General features: G+C 54.3%; 15 protein-coding genes. 5 read left to right on the top strand and 10 right to left on the bottom strand.

What is annotated here, in order from left to right; translation table 11 throughout:
- Positions 1-177: 177 nt before the first annotated feature.
- Positions 178-1491 carry an L-cysteine desulfidase family protein gene (locus ACN28R_RS17695; RefSeq protein WP_095835082.1) on the top strand — a complete coding sequence of 438 codons (1314 nt, stop codon included), beginning with the start codon at positions 178-180 and terminating at the stop codon, positions 1489-1491.
- A gap of 423 nt (positions 1492-1914) precedes the next feature.
- Here the strand turns inward: ACN28R_RS17695 and glpK are convergent, their stop codons facing one another.
- Positions 1915-3426: a glycerol kinase GlpK gene (gene glpK, locus ACN28R_RS17690; protein WP_048636614.1), complete on the bottom strand. Its 1512-nt coding sequence runs from the start codon at positions 3424-3426 to the stop codon at positions 1915-1917.
- Positions 3427-3479: 53 nt separating this feature from the next.
- Entirely contained in the window at positions 3480-4319 is an 840-nt protein-coding gene (locus tag ACN28R_RS17685) for an MIP/aquaporin family protein (protein ID WP_048636613.1), read from the bottom strand.
- Positions 4320-4851: 532 nt separating this feature from the next.
- Between ACN28R_RS17685 and zapB the strand changes: the two genes are divergently transcribed.
- The gene (gene zapB / locus ACN28R_RS17680; protein WP_048636612.1) at positions 4852-5091 is read left to right on the top strand and encodes a septal ring assembly protein ZapB; all 240 of its coding nucleotides are present in this window, start codon (positions 4852-4854) and stop codon (positions 5089-5091) included.
- A gap of 69 nt (positions 5092-5160) precedes the next feature.
- Here zapB and rraA read toward each other — a convergent pair whose 3' ends face one another.
- The 7 genes from rraA to priA all read right to left on the bottom strand — a co-directional run bounded on the left by rraA (position 5161) and on the right by priA (position 13353).
- Positions 5161-5646 carry a ribonuclease E activity regulator RraA gene (rraA, locus tag ACN28R_RS17675; RefSeq protein WP_048636611.1) on the bottom strand — a complete coding sequence of 162 codons (486 nt, stop codon included), beginning with the start codon at positions 5644-5646 and terminating at the stop codon, positions 5161-5163.
- Between the two features lie 147 nt (positions 5647-5793).
- The gene (locus ACN28R_RS17670) at positions 5794-6711 is read right to left on the bottom strand and encodes a 1,4-dihydroxy-2-naphthoate polyprenyltransferase (protein WP_048636610.1); all 918 of its coding nucleotides are present in this window, start codon (positions 6709-6711) and stop codon (positions 5794-5796) included.
- 178 nt (positions 6712-6889) lie between these two features.
- Positions 6890-8221 (bottom strand): HslU--HslV peptidase ATPase subunit, encoded by a 1332-nt coding sequence (gene hslU / locus ACN28R_RS17665; RefSeq protein ID WP_048636609.1) that lies wholly within the window; start codon positions 8219-8221, stop codon positions 6890-6892.
- Between the two features lie 9 nt (positions 8222-8230).
- Positions 8231-8761: an ATP-dependent protease subunit HslV gene (gene hslV / locus ACN28R_RS17660; protein WP_048636608.1), complete on the bottom strand. Its 531-nt coding sequence runs from the start codon at positions 8759-8761 to the stop codon at positions 8231-8233.
- 209 nt (positions 8762-8970) lie between these two features.
- A complete protein-coding gene (ftsN, locus tag ACN28R_RS17655) occupies positions 8971-9774 on the bottom strand; it encodes a cell division protein FtsN (protein WP_095835081.1) in 804 nt (267 codons plus the stop codon).
- Positions 9775-9855: 81 nt separating this feature from the next.
- Positions 9856-10899, bottom strand: coding sequence for a DNA-binding transcriptional regulator CytR (gene cytR, locus ACN28R_RS17650; RefSeq protein WP_048636606.1), 1044 nt, complete (start codon positions 10897-10899; stop codon positions 9856-9858).
- 258 nt (positions 10900-11157) lie between these two features.
- Positions 11158-13353, bottom strand: coding sequence for a primosomal protein N' (gene priA, locus ACN28R_RS17645; protein ID WP_095835080.1), 2196 nt, complete (start codon positions 13351-13353; stop codon positions 11158-11160).
- A gap of 256 nt (positions 13354-13609) precedes the next feature.
- On the opposite strand from priA, the gene rpmE reads away from it, so the two are divergent.
- On the top strand, positions 13610-13825 hold the full coding sequence (gene rpmE / locus ACN28R_RS17640) for a 50S ribosomal protein L31 (RefSeq protein ID WP_048636604.1): 216 nt from the start codon (positions 13610-13612) through the stop codon (positions 13823-13825).
- Between the two features lie 78 nt (positions 13826-13903).
- On the opposite strand, the gene metJ is transcribed toward rpmE, so the two are convergent.
- Positions 13904-14221 carry a met regulon transcriptional regulator MetJ gene (gene metJ, locus ACN28R_RS17635; protein WP_005973355.1) on the bottom strand — a complete coding sequence of 106 codons (318 nt, stop codon included), beginning with the start codon at positions 14219-14221 and terminating at the stop codon, positions 13904-13906.
- A gap of 249 nt (positions 14222-14470) precedes the next feature.
- On the opposite strand from metJ, the gene metB reads away from it, so the two are divergent.
- Together metB and ACN28R_RS17625 are read left to right on the top strand one after the other, a co-directional pair.
- Positions 14471-15631: a cystathionine gamma-synthase gene (gene metB / locus ACN28R_RS17630; protein ID WP_095835079.1), complete on the top strand. Its 1161-nt coding sequence runs from the start codon at positions 14471-14473 to the stop codon at positions 15629-15631.
- A 2-nt stretch (positions 15632-15633) separates the two neighbouring features.
- Complete coding sequence (locus ACN28R_RS17625) at positions 15634-18069, top strand: bifunctional aspartate kinase/homoserine dehydrogenase II (RefSeq protein ID WP_095835078.1); 2436 nt, start codon at positions 15634-15636, stop codon at positions 18067-18069.
- The last annotated feature ends 56 nt before the right edge of the window (positions 18070-18125 follow it).

Genomic DNA, 18125 nt, shown 5'->3' with positions numbered 1-18125 from the left:
AATTTGCTTATATTTAGATTGTAACCATAGAAATAAATAAAATTAGAGAAATTTTTTCTAATAATTCCTCAAATGGCGACGAAAGTTGAAAAAAATTTCTACCCAACCTGGAATATGATTATTCATAGCGAAAGCTGGCAAATATCGGGCGATCTCTTTGGGCTTAAGGTATGAATGATGAATAAGCACGAAAACAATCCGTTGTGGCATACGTTTATCCGCGTCGTACGGCAGGAAGTCAAACCGGCGGTAGGATGCACCGAGCCTATTTCAGTGGCGCTGGCATCTGCGCTGGCGGCCTCTTATCTGCCGGGGACGGTGGAACGAGTGGCGGCCAAGGTGTCGCCTAACCTGATGAAAAACGGGATGGGCGTCGCGGTTCCCGGCACCGGTATGGTGGGATTACCCATTGCGGCTGCGGTTGGCGCATTCGGCGGCGATCCGCTGGCCGGGCTGGAAGTGCTTCGATACGCCAAGCCCCAGGCTATCGAGGCCGGAAAATCCTTGCTGGCGCAAGGCGGCGTCAGCGTCAGTATGATGCAGCCCTGCGAGGATATTCTTTATTCACAGGTAACCGTGTACAGCCAGCAAGCGTCCGCCACGGTTACCATTGCGGGCAGCCATACCCATGTCATCCGCATTGAAAAGAATGGTGAGGTTCTTTTCGATGAGCGCTTGAGCGGCGGTTGTCAGAGCGATGCCTGTGTTGATGGCGACAGCCTTAAAAAAGTAACGACGCGTGACGTTTACGATTTTGCCACGCAGGTGGAGTTTGCGCGTATTCGCTTTATTCTGGATTCGGCCGAATTGAACGCCGCGCTTTCCAATGAAGGGCTGAGTAAACATTATGGCTTGCATATCGGCGCTACCCTGGCGCGCCAGCGTGAGCAAGGATTGCTGTCGCATGATTTACTCTCGGATATCATGATCAGAACCGCTGCGGCCTCGGATGCGCGTATGGGCGGCGCCGTATTGCCCGCGATGAGTAATTCGGGGTCGGGCAATCAGGGGATCGCGGCGACCATGCCGGTAGTGGTGACGGCGGAATATTTGGGCTGCGGAGAAGAGAAGCTGGCGCGCGCGCTGATACTTTCCCATCTGACGGCCATTTACATCCATAGCAAGCTCCCCGCGCTTTCGGCGCTGTGCGCCGCGACGACGGCCTCCATGGGCGCTGCGGCCGGTATCGCCTGGTTGATTGCCGGCCGTTATGAACCTGTGGCGATGGCCATCGGCAGTATGATCGGCGATGTGAGCGGCATGATATGCGACGGCGCGTCCAATAGCTGCTCGATGAAAGTTTCGACCAGCGTCTCCGCCGCATATAAGGCGGTATTGATGGCGCTTGATAACAGCGCGGTCACTGGCAATGAAGGCATTGTGGCCCATGATGTCGATCAGTCTATCGCCAATCTGTGCGCGCTGGCCTGTGGTTCAATGCAGCAGACCGATATCCAGATTATAGAGATCATGGCGAGCAAGGCGCGCTGAGCGATTAATCCAGCATGGTTCCCTCACTGGTGGCCTGTGTTGAGCCTCTGTCGTCAAGTCGCTTTCTTCCGGCAGACTCTCACTCTCGTCATTCCCGCGCAGGCGGGAATCAGCCGAAAGTTGTTTACGGTTTCAGTGGGAGGTCCCCGCCAACTGCCTGCGGGGACGACGAATATGGCATCTGCCTGCGGAAACTGTGTTGAGCCTCTGTCGTCAAGTCGCTTTCTTCCGGCAGACTCTCACTTTCGTCATTCCCGCGCAGGCGAGAATTAGCCGAAGGTTGTTTACGGTTTCAGTGGGAGGTTCCCGCCAACTGCCTGCGGGGACGACGAATATGGCGTCTGCCTGCAGGGATGACGGGGATGGTAACATTGTCATCAAATCCAAGGGCGCAGCGATGCGCCCTTTCTGTCTCTGATTGGGTTACTCGTCGTGATCTTCCCATTCGCGAGCGCGTGCCACGGCTTTTTGCCAGCCGCTGTAACGATAGTTACGTTCAACCGTTTCGATACCGGGGCGGAATTCGCGTTCAATCGTGGCTTTGCTTTTCACTTCATCCAGATCGTTCCAGAATCCGGTCGCCAAACCCGCCAGGAAGGCGGCGCCCAGCGCCGTGACCTCACGAACTTCCGGGCGTTCCACGCGGGTGCCGAGAATATCTGACTGGAATTGCATCAGGAAGTTGTTGGCAACCGCTCCGCCATCCACACGCAGGGCTTTCAGGCGGGTATTGGCGTCTGCCTGCATGGCATCCAGTACGTCGCGGGTTTGATACGCAATCGACTCCAGCGTTGCGCGAATAATGTGATTGGCGTTCACGCCGCGCGTCAGGCCGAAGATCGCGCCGCGGGCATACGGATCCCAGTAAGGCGCGCCAAGTCCGGTAAAGGCGGGAACGACATAGACGCCGTTGGTATCTTTCACTTTGGTGGCGAAGTATTCCGAATCCATCGACTCGCCAATCAGCTTCAATTCATCACGCAGCCACTGAATGGAGGCGCCGCCAACGAAAACGGAGCCTTCCAGGGCGTAATTGACTTCACCGCGCGGCCCGCAGGCGATGGTGGTCAACAGACCGTGTTTTGACAGTACGGCTTCCGTACCGGTATTCATCAACAGGAAACAGCCGGTGCCGTAGGTGTTTTTGGCCATACCGGGATGAACGCACAGCTGACCGTACAACGCCGCCTGTTGATCGCCCGCGATACCGGCAATGGGAATACGCGTACCGCCTTTACCACCAATATTGGTTTGTCCGTAAACTTCTGAAGAGGCGTGCACTTCCGGCAGCATCGCCCGTGGAATGTCCAGCGCCTGCAACAGGCGATCGTCCCACTCAAGCGTATGGATATTGAACAGCATGGTGCGGGAGGCGTTAGTGTAATCCGTGACGTGGACGCGTCCTTGCGTCATTTTCCAGATCAACCAGGTATCAACCGTACCAAACAGCAGTTCGCCGCGCTGGGCGCGTTCGCGCGAGCCTTCAACGTGATCCAGAATCCACTTGACTTTAGTGCCTGAAAAGTAAGGGTCGACGACCAGACCGGTGGTGTTACGGATATACTCTTCCAGACCGTCTTTCTTCAACTGTTCACAGATTTCCGCCGTGCGGCGGCACTGCCAGACGATGGCGTTGTATATCGGTTTGCCGGTATCTTTCTCCCATACGATGGCGGTTTCACGCTGGTTGGTGATACCGATGCCCGCAACTTCATCGGAATTGATATCGGCTTTGGCCAACACTTCCACCAGCGTGGAGCTTTGCGAGGCCCAGATCTCCATCGGATCGTGTTCCACCCAACCGGCTTTCGGATAAATTTGGCTGAACTCACGCTGTGAGACGCTGATGATGTTGGCGTCGTGGTCCAGCACCACGGCGCGGGAGCTGGTGGTTCCCTGATCGAGAGCGACAATGTATTTTTTTTTCGGGTTCATAAATCAAATCCTGTTATTAAACCATATTAAGAATAATCACCGTGGCGTTAAATCTAATGGCTCTCGGTGCGTACAGTGGTTTCGTCTTCGGCTTTGCATACATCACAAGGCAGATTGCGGGCAATAACGGCGCGGTAGCCAAATGCTCCCAGGCAGGCGCCGACTATGGGACCAAAAATCGGCACCAGAAAATAGGGGATATCACGGCCGCCGGTAAAAGCGATCTCTCCCCATCCGGCCAGAGAGGCGAACAGCTTGGGACCAAAGTCGCGCGCCGGGTTCAGTGCGAAGCCGGTGAGCGGCCCCATGGAGGCGCCGATGACGGCGATTAATATGCCGATCAGCAATGGCGCCAGCGGCCCGCGCGGGATTCCGTTGCCATCGTCGGTCAGGGCCAGAATCAGGCCCATCAGAATAGAGGTAATCACGGTTTCAATCAGAAATGCCTGCATGACGGAAATCTGCGGGTGTGGATAAGTCGAGAAGATACCGGCGAGATTCAGGCTCTCTACACTGCCGCGTACCATGTTGTGCGTCTGTTCAAAATTCACGAATAGATTGTAATACAGGAAGTAGACCAGGGCGGCCGAGCAGAATGCGCCCGCTATCTGGGCCAGAATGTAGGGGATGACTTTCCTGCGTTCGAAGCAGGCAAACAGCCACAGGGCGATAGTGACCGCCGGGTTGAGGTGAGCGCCGGAAATCGCTGCGGTCAGGTAGATGGCCATTGCCACGCCCAGGCCCCAGATAATGCTGATTTCCCATTGCCCGAAGCTGGCTCCTGCCAATTTTAGTGCGGCGACGCAACCGACGCCGAAAAAAATCAGTAGACCTGTGCCCAGGAACTCGGCGATACACTGGCCTTTGAGGGTTGAACTTTTTGATTGACTCATAATTATTATCCTGCTGATTGTAGGGTACGGCTTGGTGGAAAAGGCGCCTGAACAGCGGCACTCTCTATTTTAAATGTATTTATGATGTGAATTTATCGTTAATGTTCGAAAACGAGAAATATCGAAATCAAAATGTGTGTTGTTCGTCAAAAAAATGAGCGCATTCGCTTAATATATCGCGCATTGACGAGTGGTAACGCCTATATGATGTTAACTCACGCGTTAAATTTATTAACATAAAGAATAAAACGGCAAGCGGCTAACGCGCTTTTTCAGTTTGTGCTGATAGAGGTTGTGAAGAAAAGCTGTCACACTTGGCACGGTATGGGATGTTTGCTAGACAGGGATACATAGGCTACATACAATTCTATTATGGTCAGTCTGTTATCCTGTCAGTCCCGCCATCGGTTTACGTCTATGGGCGTATTAAACGGACGCCGTGTCAGGTGTGCGGTTGTATCGTGACCACAGCGGATACTATGGGCTAGTGTTAAGCGATTTTTATGCCTTGCGATTAAAAGGGGTTTGAAGAATGTCATTTGAAGTGTTTGAGAAGCTGGAAGCGAAAGTTCAGCAAGCAATTGATACTATTACATTGTTGCAAATGGAAATTGAAGAGCTGAAAGAGAAAAACAACGCCTTGTCGCAAGATGTTCAGGCTGCGGCAGGCTCTCGCGAAGCGCTGGTGCGTGAGAACGAGCAGTTGAAAGAAGAACAAACAATGTGGCAGGAGCGTCTGCGCGCCCTGTTAGGGAAAATGGAAGAAGTCTAACGTCACGCTTTCAGAAAAGGGCGCATCGTCGCCCTTTTCGCCATGGAAATTTGCGGCTATCGGTGCGGATTATTCGATATCCAGCGGATCTTCCGCCAGAATGATGCCGGTGTTATCCGCATAGAGATGATCGCCTGAGAAGAAGGTCACGCCGCCAAAATTAACGCGAATATCGCTCTCGCCGACCCCTTCGCTGGCCGCGCCAACCGGGATCGCCGCCATCGCCTGGATGCCGATATCCAGTTCGGCCAGATCGTCTACCTGACGAACTGCGCCATAGATGACAATACCTTCCCATTCGCTCTGGACGGCTAATCTTGCCAATTCCGCGTTGATCAACGCCCGGCGTACTGAACCTCCGCCGTCGATCAGGAGTACGCGCCCGCTGCCGTTCTCTTCCAGCAAGTCATAAAGCAGGCCGTTGTCCTCAAAACATTTCACCGTGGTGATTTGTCCACCAAATGAAGTACGCCCGCCAAAATTAGAGAACAGAGGTTCAACAACATTCACCTCTTCGTGATAAATATCGCACAGTTCGGAAGTATCGTATTTCATAGGATTTACGTCAGTTTGCCACTGGGATAGTGAGTATATCCCTTTCTGGCGGATGTTGGCAAAATCATCAAATGTTAACTTGATGCGTATCAGTAAACCGTTGTGTCAGATATGTCAGACGGCGGGGAAAGTCCGGATCCCCCGCCATCAGCTCAATATAACGCCCACGGCAAACAGAATGTTGGTCAACAGCGCGCACTTGACGGTCTTTTCCAGCATCGGGCGCATGCTAAAGGCGCTGGTTTCACGCAAAACGTAAATGGCCTGTTTGAGCAGCAAAGGCAGCGCCAGGATGAATAACCAGCCGGCCAGACTATGCAAATAGAAAATGGCGAATAAGCCGAGGCAGACCGGCGCCAATAGCAGCAGCATGGTGTGATAGCAGCGGGCTTTTTGTGCGCCGAGACGGACCGCCAGCGTGTTTTTCCCACTGATGCGATCGTTGTCGATATCGCGCAGGTTATTAATGTTCAACACGGCGGTCGCCAGCAGGCCGCAGGCGGTGGCCGGCAGCATGACGATACTGTCGAAGTGACCGGTTTGCAGGTAATAGGAGCCGGCGACGCTTAACCAGCCGAAAAATATCAGCACCGAGATGTCGCCCAAACCGATATAGCCATAAGGCTTGCTGCCTACGGTATAGGTAATGGCGGCCAGGATCGCCAGCAGACCCAGTATCAGAAACCCGACGATATCGGTTGGTTTTTCGCAGGCGGCAATCACCAGACACACGCCGGAAATAATGGTCAGGGCAATGGTGATTATCAGCGCGTTTCTTAGTTGCGCCAGGGTGATCGCGCCCGTCTGGATCCCCCGCAGCGGGCCGATACGTTCTTCGGTATCACTGCCTTTTATCGCGTCCCCATAGTCATTAGCCAGATTGGAAAGAATTTGCAGTAACCCGGCCGTAAGCAAAGCCAGCAGTGCGATTCCCGGCTTAAAACTGCTATGCCAGCTTGCAATCGCCGAGCCGGTGACGATGGAGGCGAAAGCTAACGGCAAGGTTTTTGGACGCAGACTGTCCAGCCAGGCTTTGGTTTTGCTTTTATGGGTTAATAAAGTCATGGTGTGCTTCAATTTTTATTGATGATTCCTGATAGGAATACATCTGTTGTTTATGAATATACCCGCCATCTTGAAATCTATTGGGTATAAAAGGTCCCGGTAACGACAGCGCTATAAACACAAGTGGGAGGCCTTGGCCTCCCACTTAACAGTTAACAGGACGATCCGTGAAAACGGATTATAAGATAAATCGGCTCAGATCTTCATCTGCTACTAATTCATCCAGGTGACTACGTACGTAATCTGCGTCAATGGTAACGTTTTGACCACTCATTTCACTGGCATCGTAGGAGATATCTTCAATCAAACGCTCCAGTACGGTATGCAGACGACGAGCGCCGATATTCTCAGTGCGTTCGTTGACCTGCCAGGCCGCTTCTGCAATCCGGCGGATACCGTCTGCCGTGAATTCGATGTTGACGCCTTCCGTTGCCATCAATGCCTTGTATTGTTCGGTCAATGATGCGCTTGGCTCCGTCAGAATACGCTCAAAATCTTCCGTCGTCAGCGCCTGTAATTCAACGCGAATCGGCAGACGTCCCTGCAACTCAGGGATCAGATCCGACGGGCTGGCAACCTGGAATGCGCCGGAGGCGATGAACAGGATATGGTCGGTTTTGACCATGCCGTGTTTGGTGGAGACGGTGCAGCCTTCCACCAGCGGCAACAGATCGCGCTGTACCCCTTCACGGGACACATCCGGGCCGGAGCTTTCGCCGCGTTTACAGATTTTATCGATCTCATCGATAAACACGATACCGTGTTGCTCAACGGATTCGATTGCCTGCTGTTTCAGCTCTTCCGGGTTAACCAGTTTGGCCGCCTCTTCTTCCACCAGCAGCTTAAAGGCTTCCTTGATTTTCACCTTACGGGCTTTCTGTTTCTGGCCCGCCAGATTCTGAAACATGGATTGCAACTGGTTGGTCATTTCTTCCATGCCCGGAGGCGCCATGATTTCAACGCCTACCGGTGCGGCAGCCAGATCGATTTCAATTTCTTTATCGTCTAGCTGGCCTTCACGCAGCTTCTTGCGGAAGTTCTGACGCGCCGCCGATGGCTCTTGATGCTCTTCGGGCTGGCCCCAGTTATTTTTAGCCGGCGGGATCAGCACGTCGAGAATACGCTCTTCGGCCAATTCTTCGGCACGTTGACGGTTTTTCTCGATAGATTGCTGACGCACCATTTTGATCGCCGAATCCGTTAAATCACGAATGATCGAATCGACTTCTTTACCGACATAGCCGACTTCGGTGAACTTGGTGGCTTCAACCTTGATGAAAGGCGCATTGGCCAGTTTGGCCAGACGACGGGCGATTTCGGTTTTACCTACCCCGGTCGGACCAATCATCAGAATATTTTTAGGTGTCACTTCGTGACGCAGCGATTCTTCCAACTGCATTCTCCGCCAGCGGTTGCGCAGCGCGATGGCGACGGCGCGCTTGGCGTTATGCTGACCGATGATATAGCTATCAAGTTCGCTGACTATCTCGCGCGGGGTCATTTCAGACATAGTTGATCCTTACGCCTTTGAGGCTAATTCTTCAATGGTGTGGAACTGGTTGGTGTAAATGCAGATATCGCCAGCAATACCTAACGACTTCTCGACAATATCCCGCGCGCTTAGTTCTGTATTTTCCAGCAGAGCGCGAGCGGCAGCCTGGGCATAGGGGCCGCCGGAGCCGATCGCGATCAAATCATTTTCCGGCTGCACGACATCGCCATTACCGGTAATAATTAACGATGCGTTTTCATCCGCCACGGCGAGTAACGCTTCGAGGCGACGCAGCATACGATCCGTTCGCCAGTCTTTCGCTAGTTCCACCGCGGCTTTCACCAAATGCCCCTGATGCAACTCCAGCTTGCGTTCAAAGAGCTCGAATAGGGTAAAGGCATCTGCTGTGCCACCGGCAAAACCCGCAATAACGCGATCGTTATAGAGGCGGCGTACTTTACGTACGTTGCCCTTCATGACGGTATTTCCCAGCGTCGCCTGCCCATCACCGCCGATGACCACATGGCCGTTGCGGCGTACACTTACAATTGTTGTCACGAGTCAGTCCCCGTTGCCGAATAAAAGGACCCCCGTTGACCGCGTAATGTCGTTCGTTTAAGAATCAAGATCCCGGGAACGGCCATGACGAGAGGCACTTTGCTGAAACGTCATGGCCGTGTTTCCCTTGATATCAGGCTTAAGTTAGAAGCATCACCTGCCGACCACGGGGCATATTGACTTTATAGATGGGGATGACGTGGTTTTTTTCAACCCCCGCTGGCAAGCGGAATGCAACTGGAGGCGCCGGCCTCCTTGAGACGCTGCAGCATTTTGTCGGCGGCCGCGCGATTATTATAGGGCCCCAGCATGATCCGGTTCCATCCGCCGTTGGAGGCGATCCGGCTTTCAATACCGGCAAACGCCAGCTGCGCCCTGACCGATTCGGCAGGCTCCATACTCTTGAATGATCCGCACTGTACCATCCAGCGCTGTGTTTTTGCCGCTTCGGGCTGTTTCGCAACTTCTTGCTTAGGCGCGGCCGGCGCGGCTGCTGCCGGCGCCCGTGTGACCGGCGGTGGCGGTGTGATTGGCTGCGTCTGTTCCGGCGGCTTGATGATGACCTGTGAGCGCGGTACCTGAGTTTGATCGTTATAGGGCACTTCAGAGAGCGGAGTCGGCTGGCGACGCATGTCAGACTGCATCTGCTCCAGCAGTTGGCGTTGCTCATCGGTTAACTGCGTCGGTGACTGGACTCCGCCGCCGGCGGAAGGCTCGGTGGGGGTGGATACCCCTAATTGACGGTTTTCCAGTTCCTTAATATAGCGCCAGCGTTCCTCGGGTTTAGGCGGCAAACCATTGCCTTTGCCGGTATTTTGATGCGGCAGTACGGGGGATTCCGCCGGTTTATTGTGGGCGATAAAATATAAGCCACCCGCAAAGGTGACCAAAACAGCGACAGCCAGCGCTATCATGGTCTTGGACAATCCTGACGCGTTGCTTTTTCTTCGGCTGGTTGTCTTTTTCCGGCGAGTATTGGAGCGCCCCCGGCTGACATAGTCTCTTTGTGCCACTGTCGTTTCGCTGTGAATTGATTAAAGTAATTAGGATGCCATGTTACTGAACACTAAAATATTTGACCAGCTCCTGGAGTCTTAAAGCCTGTTTCTGGCGTAATTTAGTGGCGCAGTGCTTGCGCGTATGACCAATTCACTGGTCAATAACCGGGATCCGCTGTGCACTCTGCGTCCGTGCAGTTGCTCCAGCAGCAACTGCATCGCTTCACGCCCAAGCTGATAACATGGCTGCGCCACCGTGGTTAAGGGCGGTGAACAATACTGAGCCTGCAAGATATCATCAAAGCCGACTACCGAGATATCGCGCGGTATATCCAACCCCATTTTTTTTGCCTGCGAAAGCACGCCGATCGCTATAGTGTCGCTATGGCAAAAAATAGCGCTGGGGGGGGAAGGATGCTTCATCAGGGCAATCAGGCCGTTCCCCCCGGTTTCATAGGTGAATTCGCCCCGAATAATATATTGGTTATCGACGCTGATTCCACTGCGGCGCAATGCCTGAATATAGCCCTGCAGGCGATATTGGCTCAGGTGTATATGCTCGGGCCCGGCAATACAGGCGATACGCTGGTGGCCCAACTGCTGCAAATAGTGCACGGCTTCAAAGGCGGCCGTCAGATTATCGATATGCACGGTCGGCAATTCCAGCTCCGGGGCGAACTCATTGACCATCACCATCGGCGGCAGGTTACGCTGCTCTTCCTTGCCGGCATCAAACGGCAGGCTTGAGCCAAGCAACAGCATGCCGTCGATCTGTTTGGTAATGATCAAATCGACAAACGTCTTCTCTTTCTGATGCTGGTGGGCGCAATCACCGATCAGTACCAGATAGCCGTGTTCGGCCGCGGTTTCCTCGATTCCTCTGAAAATATCGGAAAAGAAGGGATCGCAGATATCGGGAACAATGGCCAGGATGGTCCGTGACTCATTGCGTTTCAGATTTCGGGCCGAGGAGTGGGGAGAGTATCCTACAGCAATGACCGCCTGTTCGATTTTTTGTCGTGTGGCCGCAGACACTTTTTCTGGATTCATCAACGCTCGGGATACCGTAGCTGTCGATACGCCAGCCTTATCCGCCACGTCTTTCATCGTTGCTGTGGTGATGCCTTTCTTCTGCTCCAACGCTCTTCTCCTTGCGTCAGCCTGAACTGGCACGGCAGCCAGGGGCATTTTCAGCCTTTAGGCTGTGGTTACTACCATCATTTATCAATGACGGTCTTCATTGTGTTAAACGGCATGGTGCTGCAATTTCTTTCAGAATACCGCTTTCGTGAACAGTCTTAGCAGATTGCGCGCAATTTTTACTGTTTAATTTCCATAACAAGTGTGACGGATGTCAGTTTCTCGATGCGCTTCGCAATGATGACGATGCTGAAAACGCTAGCTGTCCGTTGGGTCGACGTCCAGCACCCACTTTACTTTGCGTGATTGCGGCAGCGTGCCGATTAGCGGTATTGACGTTCTTACCAATCGCTGCAACAACGCCCGGGAAGGGTGTTGCAACAACAACTGCCAGCGGAAGCGTCCCGCCCGTTTGGGTTGTAATGCCGGCACCGGTCCTAGCAACCAGAGCGATTCATCCCGCAGCGGACTGCTTTCCAACAAATTTTTCAACTGTTGCAGGAACAAAGAGGCCTGCTGATTATCATGATCGTCGGCGCGAAACAAAATATGATTGGTATAGGGCGGCAGAAAAACACTCTGTCTTTCCTTCAACGTTTGGCTGGCGAAGGCGTCATAGCCCTGTTGCAGCAGAATTTGCAGCAAAGGGTGCTCGGGATGATGCGTCTGCAGCACCACTTCGCCCGCTTTGCCCGCCCGTCCGGCGCGTCCCGACACCTGCGTATAAAGCTGGGCGAAACGTTCGGCCGCGCGAAAATCGGCGGAAAACAGCGAACTGTCGACATCCAGCAGCGCAACCAGCGTCACATTGGGAAAATGGTGGCCTTTTGCCAGCATCTGGGTGCCAATCAGGATGCGGGCGCCGCCTTGCCTGACCTGGGAAAGCTGCTGTTCGAGCGCCCCTTTGCGGCTGGTGGTGTCGCGGTCGATGCGTGTAATCGGGATGTCCGGGAACAGCGGCGCCAGCACCTGTTCCAACCGTTCGGTTCCCATTCCGACCGGCACCAGATTGGTTGAGCCGCACTGCGGACACTGATCCGGCACCGGACGGTGGCTATCGCAATGATGGCAGCTCAATATGTGCTGCTGCTGATGCAGCGTATAATAATGATCGCAGCGCGGGCACTCCGCAATCCAGCCGCATTCATGGCACATCACCACCGGGGCGAAGCCGCGGCGGTTGAGGAATAAAATGACCTGATTATCCTGAGCCAGATGGTGTCGGATCCGGGTAATCAACGGTTGCGACAGCCCGGCGGTAAGCGGCTGTCCCTTCAGGTCCAGAATATGCTGGCTGGCTAACCGGGCATTCCCGGGCCGTTTGCGGAGTGTTAGCTGCCGATACTTACCGATCTGTACGTTGTACAGCGTTTCCAGCGCCGGCGTCGCCGTTCCCATAACGATCGGGATATCCTCTTCTCTGGCGCGAAACACCGCCAGATCGCGCGCATGATAACGCCAGCCGTCCTGCTGTTTGTAAGAGCCATCATGTTCTTCATCAATAACAATCAGCCCCAGCCGGGCAAATGGCGTAAACAGCGCCGAGCGGGTGCCGATGATGATAGCCGCCTCACCGCTGCGGGCGCGCAGCCAGACGGCGAGCCGTTCGCTGTCATTCAAGCCGGAATGCAGCACTTCGACCGGGGCGTTGAAGCGCTCACGAAAGCGCGCGATGGTTTGCGGCGTCAGCCCAATCTCCGGCACCAGAACCAACGCCTGTTTTCCCTCGGCCAGCACGTTTTCCAGCACGCTGAGGTATACCTCGGTTTTCCCCGAGCCGGTGATCCCCGCCAACAGCCAAGCGGCGAAGTGTTGATCTTCACTGCGAATTGCGCCGACGGCGGTGGCCTGTTCGGTGTTTAACCGCAGGCGATCGCCCGAAACGCTAAAATCCTCACGCCAGTCGCGTACGGCTTGCTCGGCGGCTTTTAAATCGCACAGCCCCTTTTTACGCAAGGATTGCAACGCGGTTTCCGTCAGTTCGGTTTCGCTGACCTGATGGCGATAAAGCGGCGCCTGAAGTAGTGCCGCCAGCGCCTGCTGCTGTTTGGGGGCGCGTTTCAGCGAGTCCAGCGGCGTGGCTTTACCCTGTTCGGTGGCGAACCATTGCCAAAGCGGCGCCCGGTGTGCGGGTTTCCCCTGACGCAGTAATATTGGCAAGGCATGGAACAACACTTCGCCGATCGGGTAGTGGTAGTATTCCACCGCCCACATTAAGATGCGCCACAGACTGGGCGGAAATAGCGGCTCGTCGTCGAGAATGGCGTGTATCGGCTTTAGCTGTTCGACGGGCAATTCGCTGGATTCGCTGATAGCGGCAATAATGCCGACGGCTTTGCGGTTGCCGAAAGAGACGCTAACCCGCACGCCGGTCTGAGGGGCGACGCCCGCAGGCAGTAAATAATCGAATGTACGTGCCAACGGCACGGGAAATGCGACCTGAGCGACAGACATGACCTCTCCGACTGGGTTCAGAATAGGGCGATTTTAACCAATCGCGGCATAGGCGTGAATTAATGCAAGGCGCTAGTGTACATGTTGCGTATGATAATGTGTTGGAGCGATTGCATCGGGAGATGAGTTTCTGTATGATTCGCCGCCATTATACTGCGTTGTATAATGGTTGATTGACTCAACTTCTTTACTCACTTTCGTGTGGTGTCTGGCGGAACAGGGCTGGATAGCGACACGGCCTTAACAGAGGTTTCCCATGAAACAAGGTATTCACCCGAATTATGTTGAAGTTACTGCAACTTGCTCTTGCGGTAATGTTATCAAAACCCATTCTACCGTGGGCCACGACCTGAACCTGGACGTTTGCAGCGCTTGCCATCCGTTCTACACCGGTAAACAGCGTGTTGTTGATACCGGCGGTCGTGTTGAGCGCTTCAACAAGCGTTTCAGCGTACCGGGCGCGAAAAAATAAGTTTTGCGCGCTTAACGGTAAGATAACAAAGGCACCCTCGGGTGCCTTTGTTCGTTATTACCCGCTGATAACGATGAATCAGTATTCCCAAGTATCAGGATCGATCCCCATCTCCCGCATGATGATTTTGGCGGCTTCCGGAATTTCATCGCTGCGTTCTTTACGTAAATCTTCATCGTTCGGCAGGGGCTGTCCGGTGAAGGCATGCAAAAACGCTTCACACAACAGCTCGCTGTTTGTTGCGTGACGCAGGTTGTTAACCTGACGTCGAGTTCGCTCATCGGTTAATATTTTCAATACCTTAAGAGGAATAGAAACAGTTATTTTTTTAACCTGTTCGCTCTTTTTACCGTGTTCAGCGTAAGGGCTGACATATTCGCCGTTCCACTCAGCCATGGGATACCTTAAAAATAGTCGTAATGAAGATATACCTGTCGTCTTCCAAGTTGCAGGCTATTTGGCTTCCTGCACTCTGAAATCTATCGGGTATAGCATCTGTCATGAAATACTACGATTCTAGCGGTTATTATGCTTATGCTCAATCTATACGCAAAGAAGTTTAGATGTCTAGATGTATTGACGTCCATGTTAACTGGGTTTACTCTTTAGCCCTTATCTCTCAGTCTCTAGCCAGGAAAAGAGCCGATGACGCGTAAACAGGCAACGATCGCAGTTCGCAGCGGGTTAAACAATGACGAGCAGTATGGCTGCGTTGTCCCCCCCATTCATCTTTCCAGTACTTATAACTTTACCGGATTCAATCAGCCGAGAGCGCATGACTATTCCCGCCGGGGTAATCCAAGCCGTGATGTCGTTCAACGCGCATTGGCCGAACTGGAAGGGGGCGCGGGTGCGGTCATGACCAGCAGCGGCATGTCCGCCATTATGCTGGTTTGCACCGTTTTTCTGCGTCCCGGCGATCTGCTTGTCGCGCCTCATGACTGCTATGGCGGCAGCTATCGTCTGTTCGACAGTTTGAGCAAACGCGGGGCGTTTCGCGTCAAGTTTGTCGATCAGGGGGATGAAGCGGCGCTTAAAGCGGCGCTGAAAGAGAAGCCGAAACTGGTTCTGATAGAAAGCCCCAGTAATCCATTGCTGCGCGTGGTGGATATCGCGGCCATCTGTCAGGCGGCCAAGGAAGCCGGGGCGGCCAGCGTGGTGGATAACACTTTCCTGAGCCCGGCATTGCAGCAGCCGCTGGCGCTGGGCGCGGATTTAGTGCTCCATTCCTGTACCAAATACCTGAACGGCCATTCCGATGTGGTCGCCGGGGCGGTAATCGCGCGCGATCCGGAAACGGCGACCGACCTTGCCTGGTGGGCGAATAATATCGGCGTAACCGGCGGCGCCTTTGACAGCTATCTTCTGCTGCGCGGTTTGCGTACCCTGTCTCCGCGTATGGCCGCCGCGCAGCGAAATGCGCTACAGTTGGTGGAGTATTTACAGCAACAGCCGCTGGTGAAAAAATTGTACCATCCCTCGCTGCCGCAGAATCCTGGTCACGATATCGCCCGCCGCCAACAATCCGGGTTTGGAGCGATGTTGAGTTTTGAGCTGGACGGCGACGAAGATACCTTGCGCCGTTTTCTGGCATCGTTGGAGTTGTTTACGCTGGCGGAATCGCTGGGCGGGGTAGAGAGCCTGATTTCCCATGCGGCGACGATGACGCATGCGGGAATGGCGCCGGAAGCGCGTGCGGCGGCCGGGATTTCAGAAACCTTGTTACGTATATCCACCGGGATCGAAGACGGCGACGATCTGGTTGCCGATCTGGATCGTGCATTTCAGGCTGCGGCGAAGGGGTAAGAATGAGTGCATCAGGAGTAGCAGGAACGGTAACCGGCCGGCAACTGCATAAATTTGGCGGCAGCAGCCTGGCCGATGTGAAGTGTTATCAGCGCGTCGCCGGTATTATGGCCGAGCACAGCCGGCCCGGCGATTTAATGGTGGTTTCTGCGGCAGGTGGTACGACTAACCACCTGATTAGCTGGTTAAAACTGAGTCAAAGCGATCGACTCTCCGCCCATCAGGTTCAGCAGGCGCTGCGTCGTTATCAAAGCGATCTGATTGCCGGGCTATTGCCTCCTGAAGTGGCTGAACCACTGACGACCCAGTTTATTCGCGATCTGGAACGTTTAGCTGCGCTCTTGGACGAAAAAATCAGTGACGCTGTGTACGCCGAAGTCGTCGGCCACGGCGAGATCTGGTCGGCGCGTCTGATGGCGGCACTGCTTAACCAGATGGATATTCAGGCTTCCTGGCTGGATGCGCGCGATTTTTTGCGCGCCGAGCGAGCCGCGCAGCCTCAGGTGGATGAAAGCCGTTCCAGACCGCTGCTGCAACAGTTTTTGGAAAAGCACTCCGAGCAGCGTTTGGTCGTCACCGGGTTTATCTGCCGCAACGAAGCGGATGAAACGGTGTTGCTGGGGCGTAACGGTAGCGACTATTCCGCTACCCAAATCGGCGCCTTGGCCGGCGTTGAACGGGTGACCATCTGGAGCGATGTCGCCGGGGTCTACAGCGCGGATCCGCGCAAAGTTAAGGATGCCTGTCTGCTGCCGCTGTTGCGGCTGGATGAAGCGAGTGAACTGGCGCGGCTGGCCGCGCCGGTATTGCATACCCGGACATTACAGCCGGTATCCGGCAGCGATATCGATCTGCAACTGCGTTGCAGCTATCAGCCCGATCAAGGCTCTACGCGTATTGAACGCGTGCTGGCATCAGGAACGGGAGCTAAAATCGTCACCAGCCATGACGATGTTTGCCTAATTGAAGTTCAGGCGTCGACGGAACACGAATTCCTGCTGATCCAAAAAGATGTGGAACAGTTACTGAATCGTGCGCAGATAAAACCGCTGGCGACGGGAATTCATCACGATCGCAACCTATTGCAGCTGTGTTACACCACGGAAGTGGTCGACAGCGCCTGGCAACTGTTGAATCAAGCCGGATTGCCCGCCCGATTAACCCTGCGCGAAGGTCTGGCGTTGGTGGCGATGGTGGGCGCTGGCGTCTGCAATAATCCTTTGCATAGTCACCGTTTTTATCAACAGTTGAAAGATCAGCCGACAGAGTTCATCTGGCAGTCGGAAGATGGCATCAGTCTGGTGGCGGTGTTGCGCGTCGGGCCGACGGAACATCTGGTTCGCGGGCTGCATCATTCATTGTTCCGGGCGGAAAAACGTATTGGCCTGGTGCTGTTTGGTAAAGGAAATATCGGATCCCGCTGGTTGGATCTGTTCGCCCGCGAGCAATCGCACATTTCCGCCCGTACCGGGTTTGAGTTTGTGCTTGCCGGCGTGGTGGATAGCACCCGAAGTTTGCTGAACTATGACGGTCTGGACGTCAGCCGGGTATTGGCGTTTTTCGACAGCGAAGCGCAGGAGCGGGATGGCGAAGATCTGTTTCTGTGGATGCGTTCCCATCCTTATGATGATTTAGTCGTCCTGGATGTGACGGCCAGCGAATCGGTGGCTGATTTGTACCTCGATTTCGCCAGTTATGGTTTTCATGTCATCAGCGCGAATAAACTGGCTGGGGCGTCCGGCGGCAATAATTATCGTCAGATTCGCGACGCTTTCGCCAAAACCGGTCGTTACTGGTTATACAACGCCACTGTCGGCGCGGGCTTGCCGGTGAACTTCGCCGTGCGGGATCTGCGGGAAAGCGGCGACAGTATTCTGGCAATCAGCGGTATTTTTTCGGGAACGTTGTCGTGGCTGTTCCTCCAGTTTGATGGTTCGGTGCCCTTTATGGATTTGGTGGATCAGGCTTGCCAGCAAGGGCTGACGGAGCCGGATCCGCGCGTCGATTTGTCCGGGCAGGACGTGATGCGCAAGCTGGTTATCCTGGCGCGTGACGCGGGGTATGAGATTGAGCCCAGTCAGGTGCGGGTTGAATCGCTGGTGCCGGCCGGGTGCGAAGAAGGGTCGGTCGATCAGTTCTTTGAGAATGGCGAATCGCTGAACGAGCAAATGTTGCAACGGCTGGAGGCCGCCCAGGAGATGGGGATGGTTCTGCGCCATGTCGCTCGTTTTGACGCTAATGGCAAAGCCCGCGTCGGCGTTGAGGCGCTCAGACCCGATCATCCGCTGGCTTCGTTGCTGCCGGGCGATAACGTGTTTTCGATTGAAAGCCGCTGGTATCGGGATAACTCGCTGGTGATCCGTGGTCCGGGAGCCGGGCGAGATGTCACCGCCGGGGCGATTCAGTCGGATTTAAACCGTCTGGCGCAGCTGCTGTGATCTAAATACATAGCCACTCTGAAGGCATGCGATCGGAAATAGTGCGCGGCCGCGCA

Source organism: Brenneria goodwinii, from assembly GCF_002291445.1.
Classification (GTDB): domain Bacteria; phylum Pseudomonadota; class Gammaproteobacteria; order Enterobacterales; family Enterobacteriaceae; genus Brenneria; species Brenneria goodwinii.
This window is presented reverse-complemented; position numbering and strand designations above follow the sequence as displayed.

Excerpts from the sequence above, each read along its gene's own strand:
- ACN28R_RS17695 (WP_095835082.1), top strand. The coding sequence starts at position 178 with ATGAATAAGCACGAAAACAATCCGTTGTGGCATACGTTTATCCGCGTC.
- rraA (WP_048636611.1), bottom strand. The coding sequence starts at position 5,646 with ATGAAATACGATACTTCCGAACTGTGCGATATTTATCACGAAGAGGTG.
- metJ (WP_005973355.1), bottom strand. The coding sequence starts at position 14,221 with ATGGCTGAGTGGAACGGCGAATATGTCAGCCCTTACGCTGAACACGGT.
- zapB (WP_048636612.1), top strand. The coding sequence starts at position 4,852 with ATGTCATTTGAAGTGTTTGAGAAGCTGGAAGCGAAAGTTCAGCAAGCA.
- metB (WP_095835079.1), top strand. The coding sequence starts at position 14,471 with ATGACGCGTAAACAGGCAACGATCGCAGTTCGCAGCGGGTTAAACAAT.
- glpK (WP_048636614.1), bottom strand. The coding sequence starts at position 3,426 with ATGAACCCGAAAAAAAAATACATTGTCGCTCTCGATCAGGGAACCACC.
- ACN28R_RS17625 (WP_095835078.1), top strand. The coding sequence starts at position 15,634 with ATGAGTGCATCAGGAGTAGCAGGAACGGTAACCGGCCGGCAACTGCAT.
- ACN28R_RS17670 (WP_048636610.1), bottom strand. The coding sequence starts at position 6,711 with ATGACTTTATTAACCCATAAAAGCAAAACCAAAGCCTGGCTGGACAGT.
- priA (WP_095835080.1), bottom strand. The coding sequence starts at position 13,353 with ATGTCTGTCGCTCAGGTCGCATTTCCCGTGCCGTTGGCACGTACATTC.
- hslU (WP_048636609.1), bottom strand. The coding sequence starts at position 8,221 with ATGTCTGAAATGACCCCGCGCGAGATAGTCAGCGAACTTGATAGCTAT.
- rpmE (WP_048636604.1), top strand. The coding sequence starts at position 13,610 with ATGAAACAAGGTATTCACCCGAATTATGTTGAAGTTACTGCAACTTGC.
- ACN28R_RS17685 (WP_048636613.1), bottom strand. The coding sequence starts at position 4,319 with ATGAGTCAATCAAAAAGTTCAACCCTCAAAGGCCAGTGTATCGCCGAG.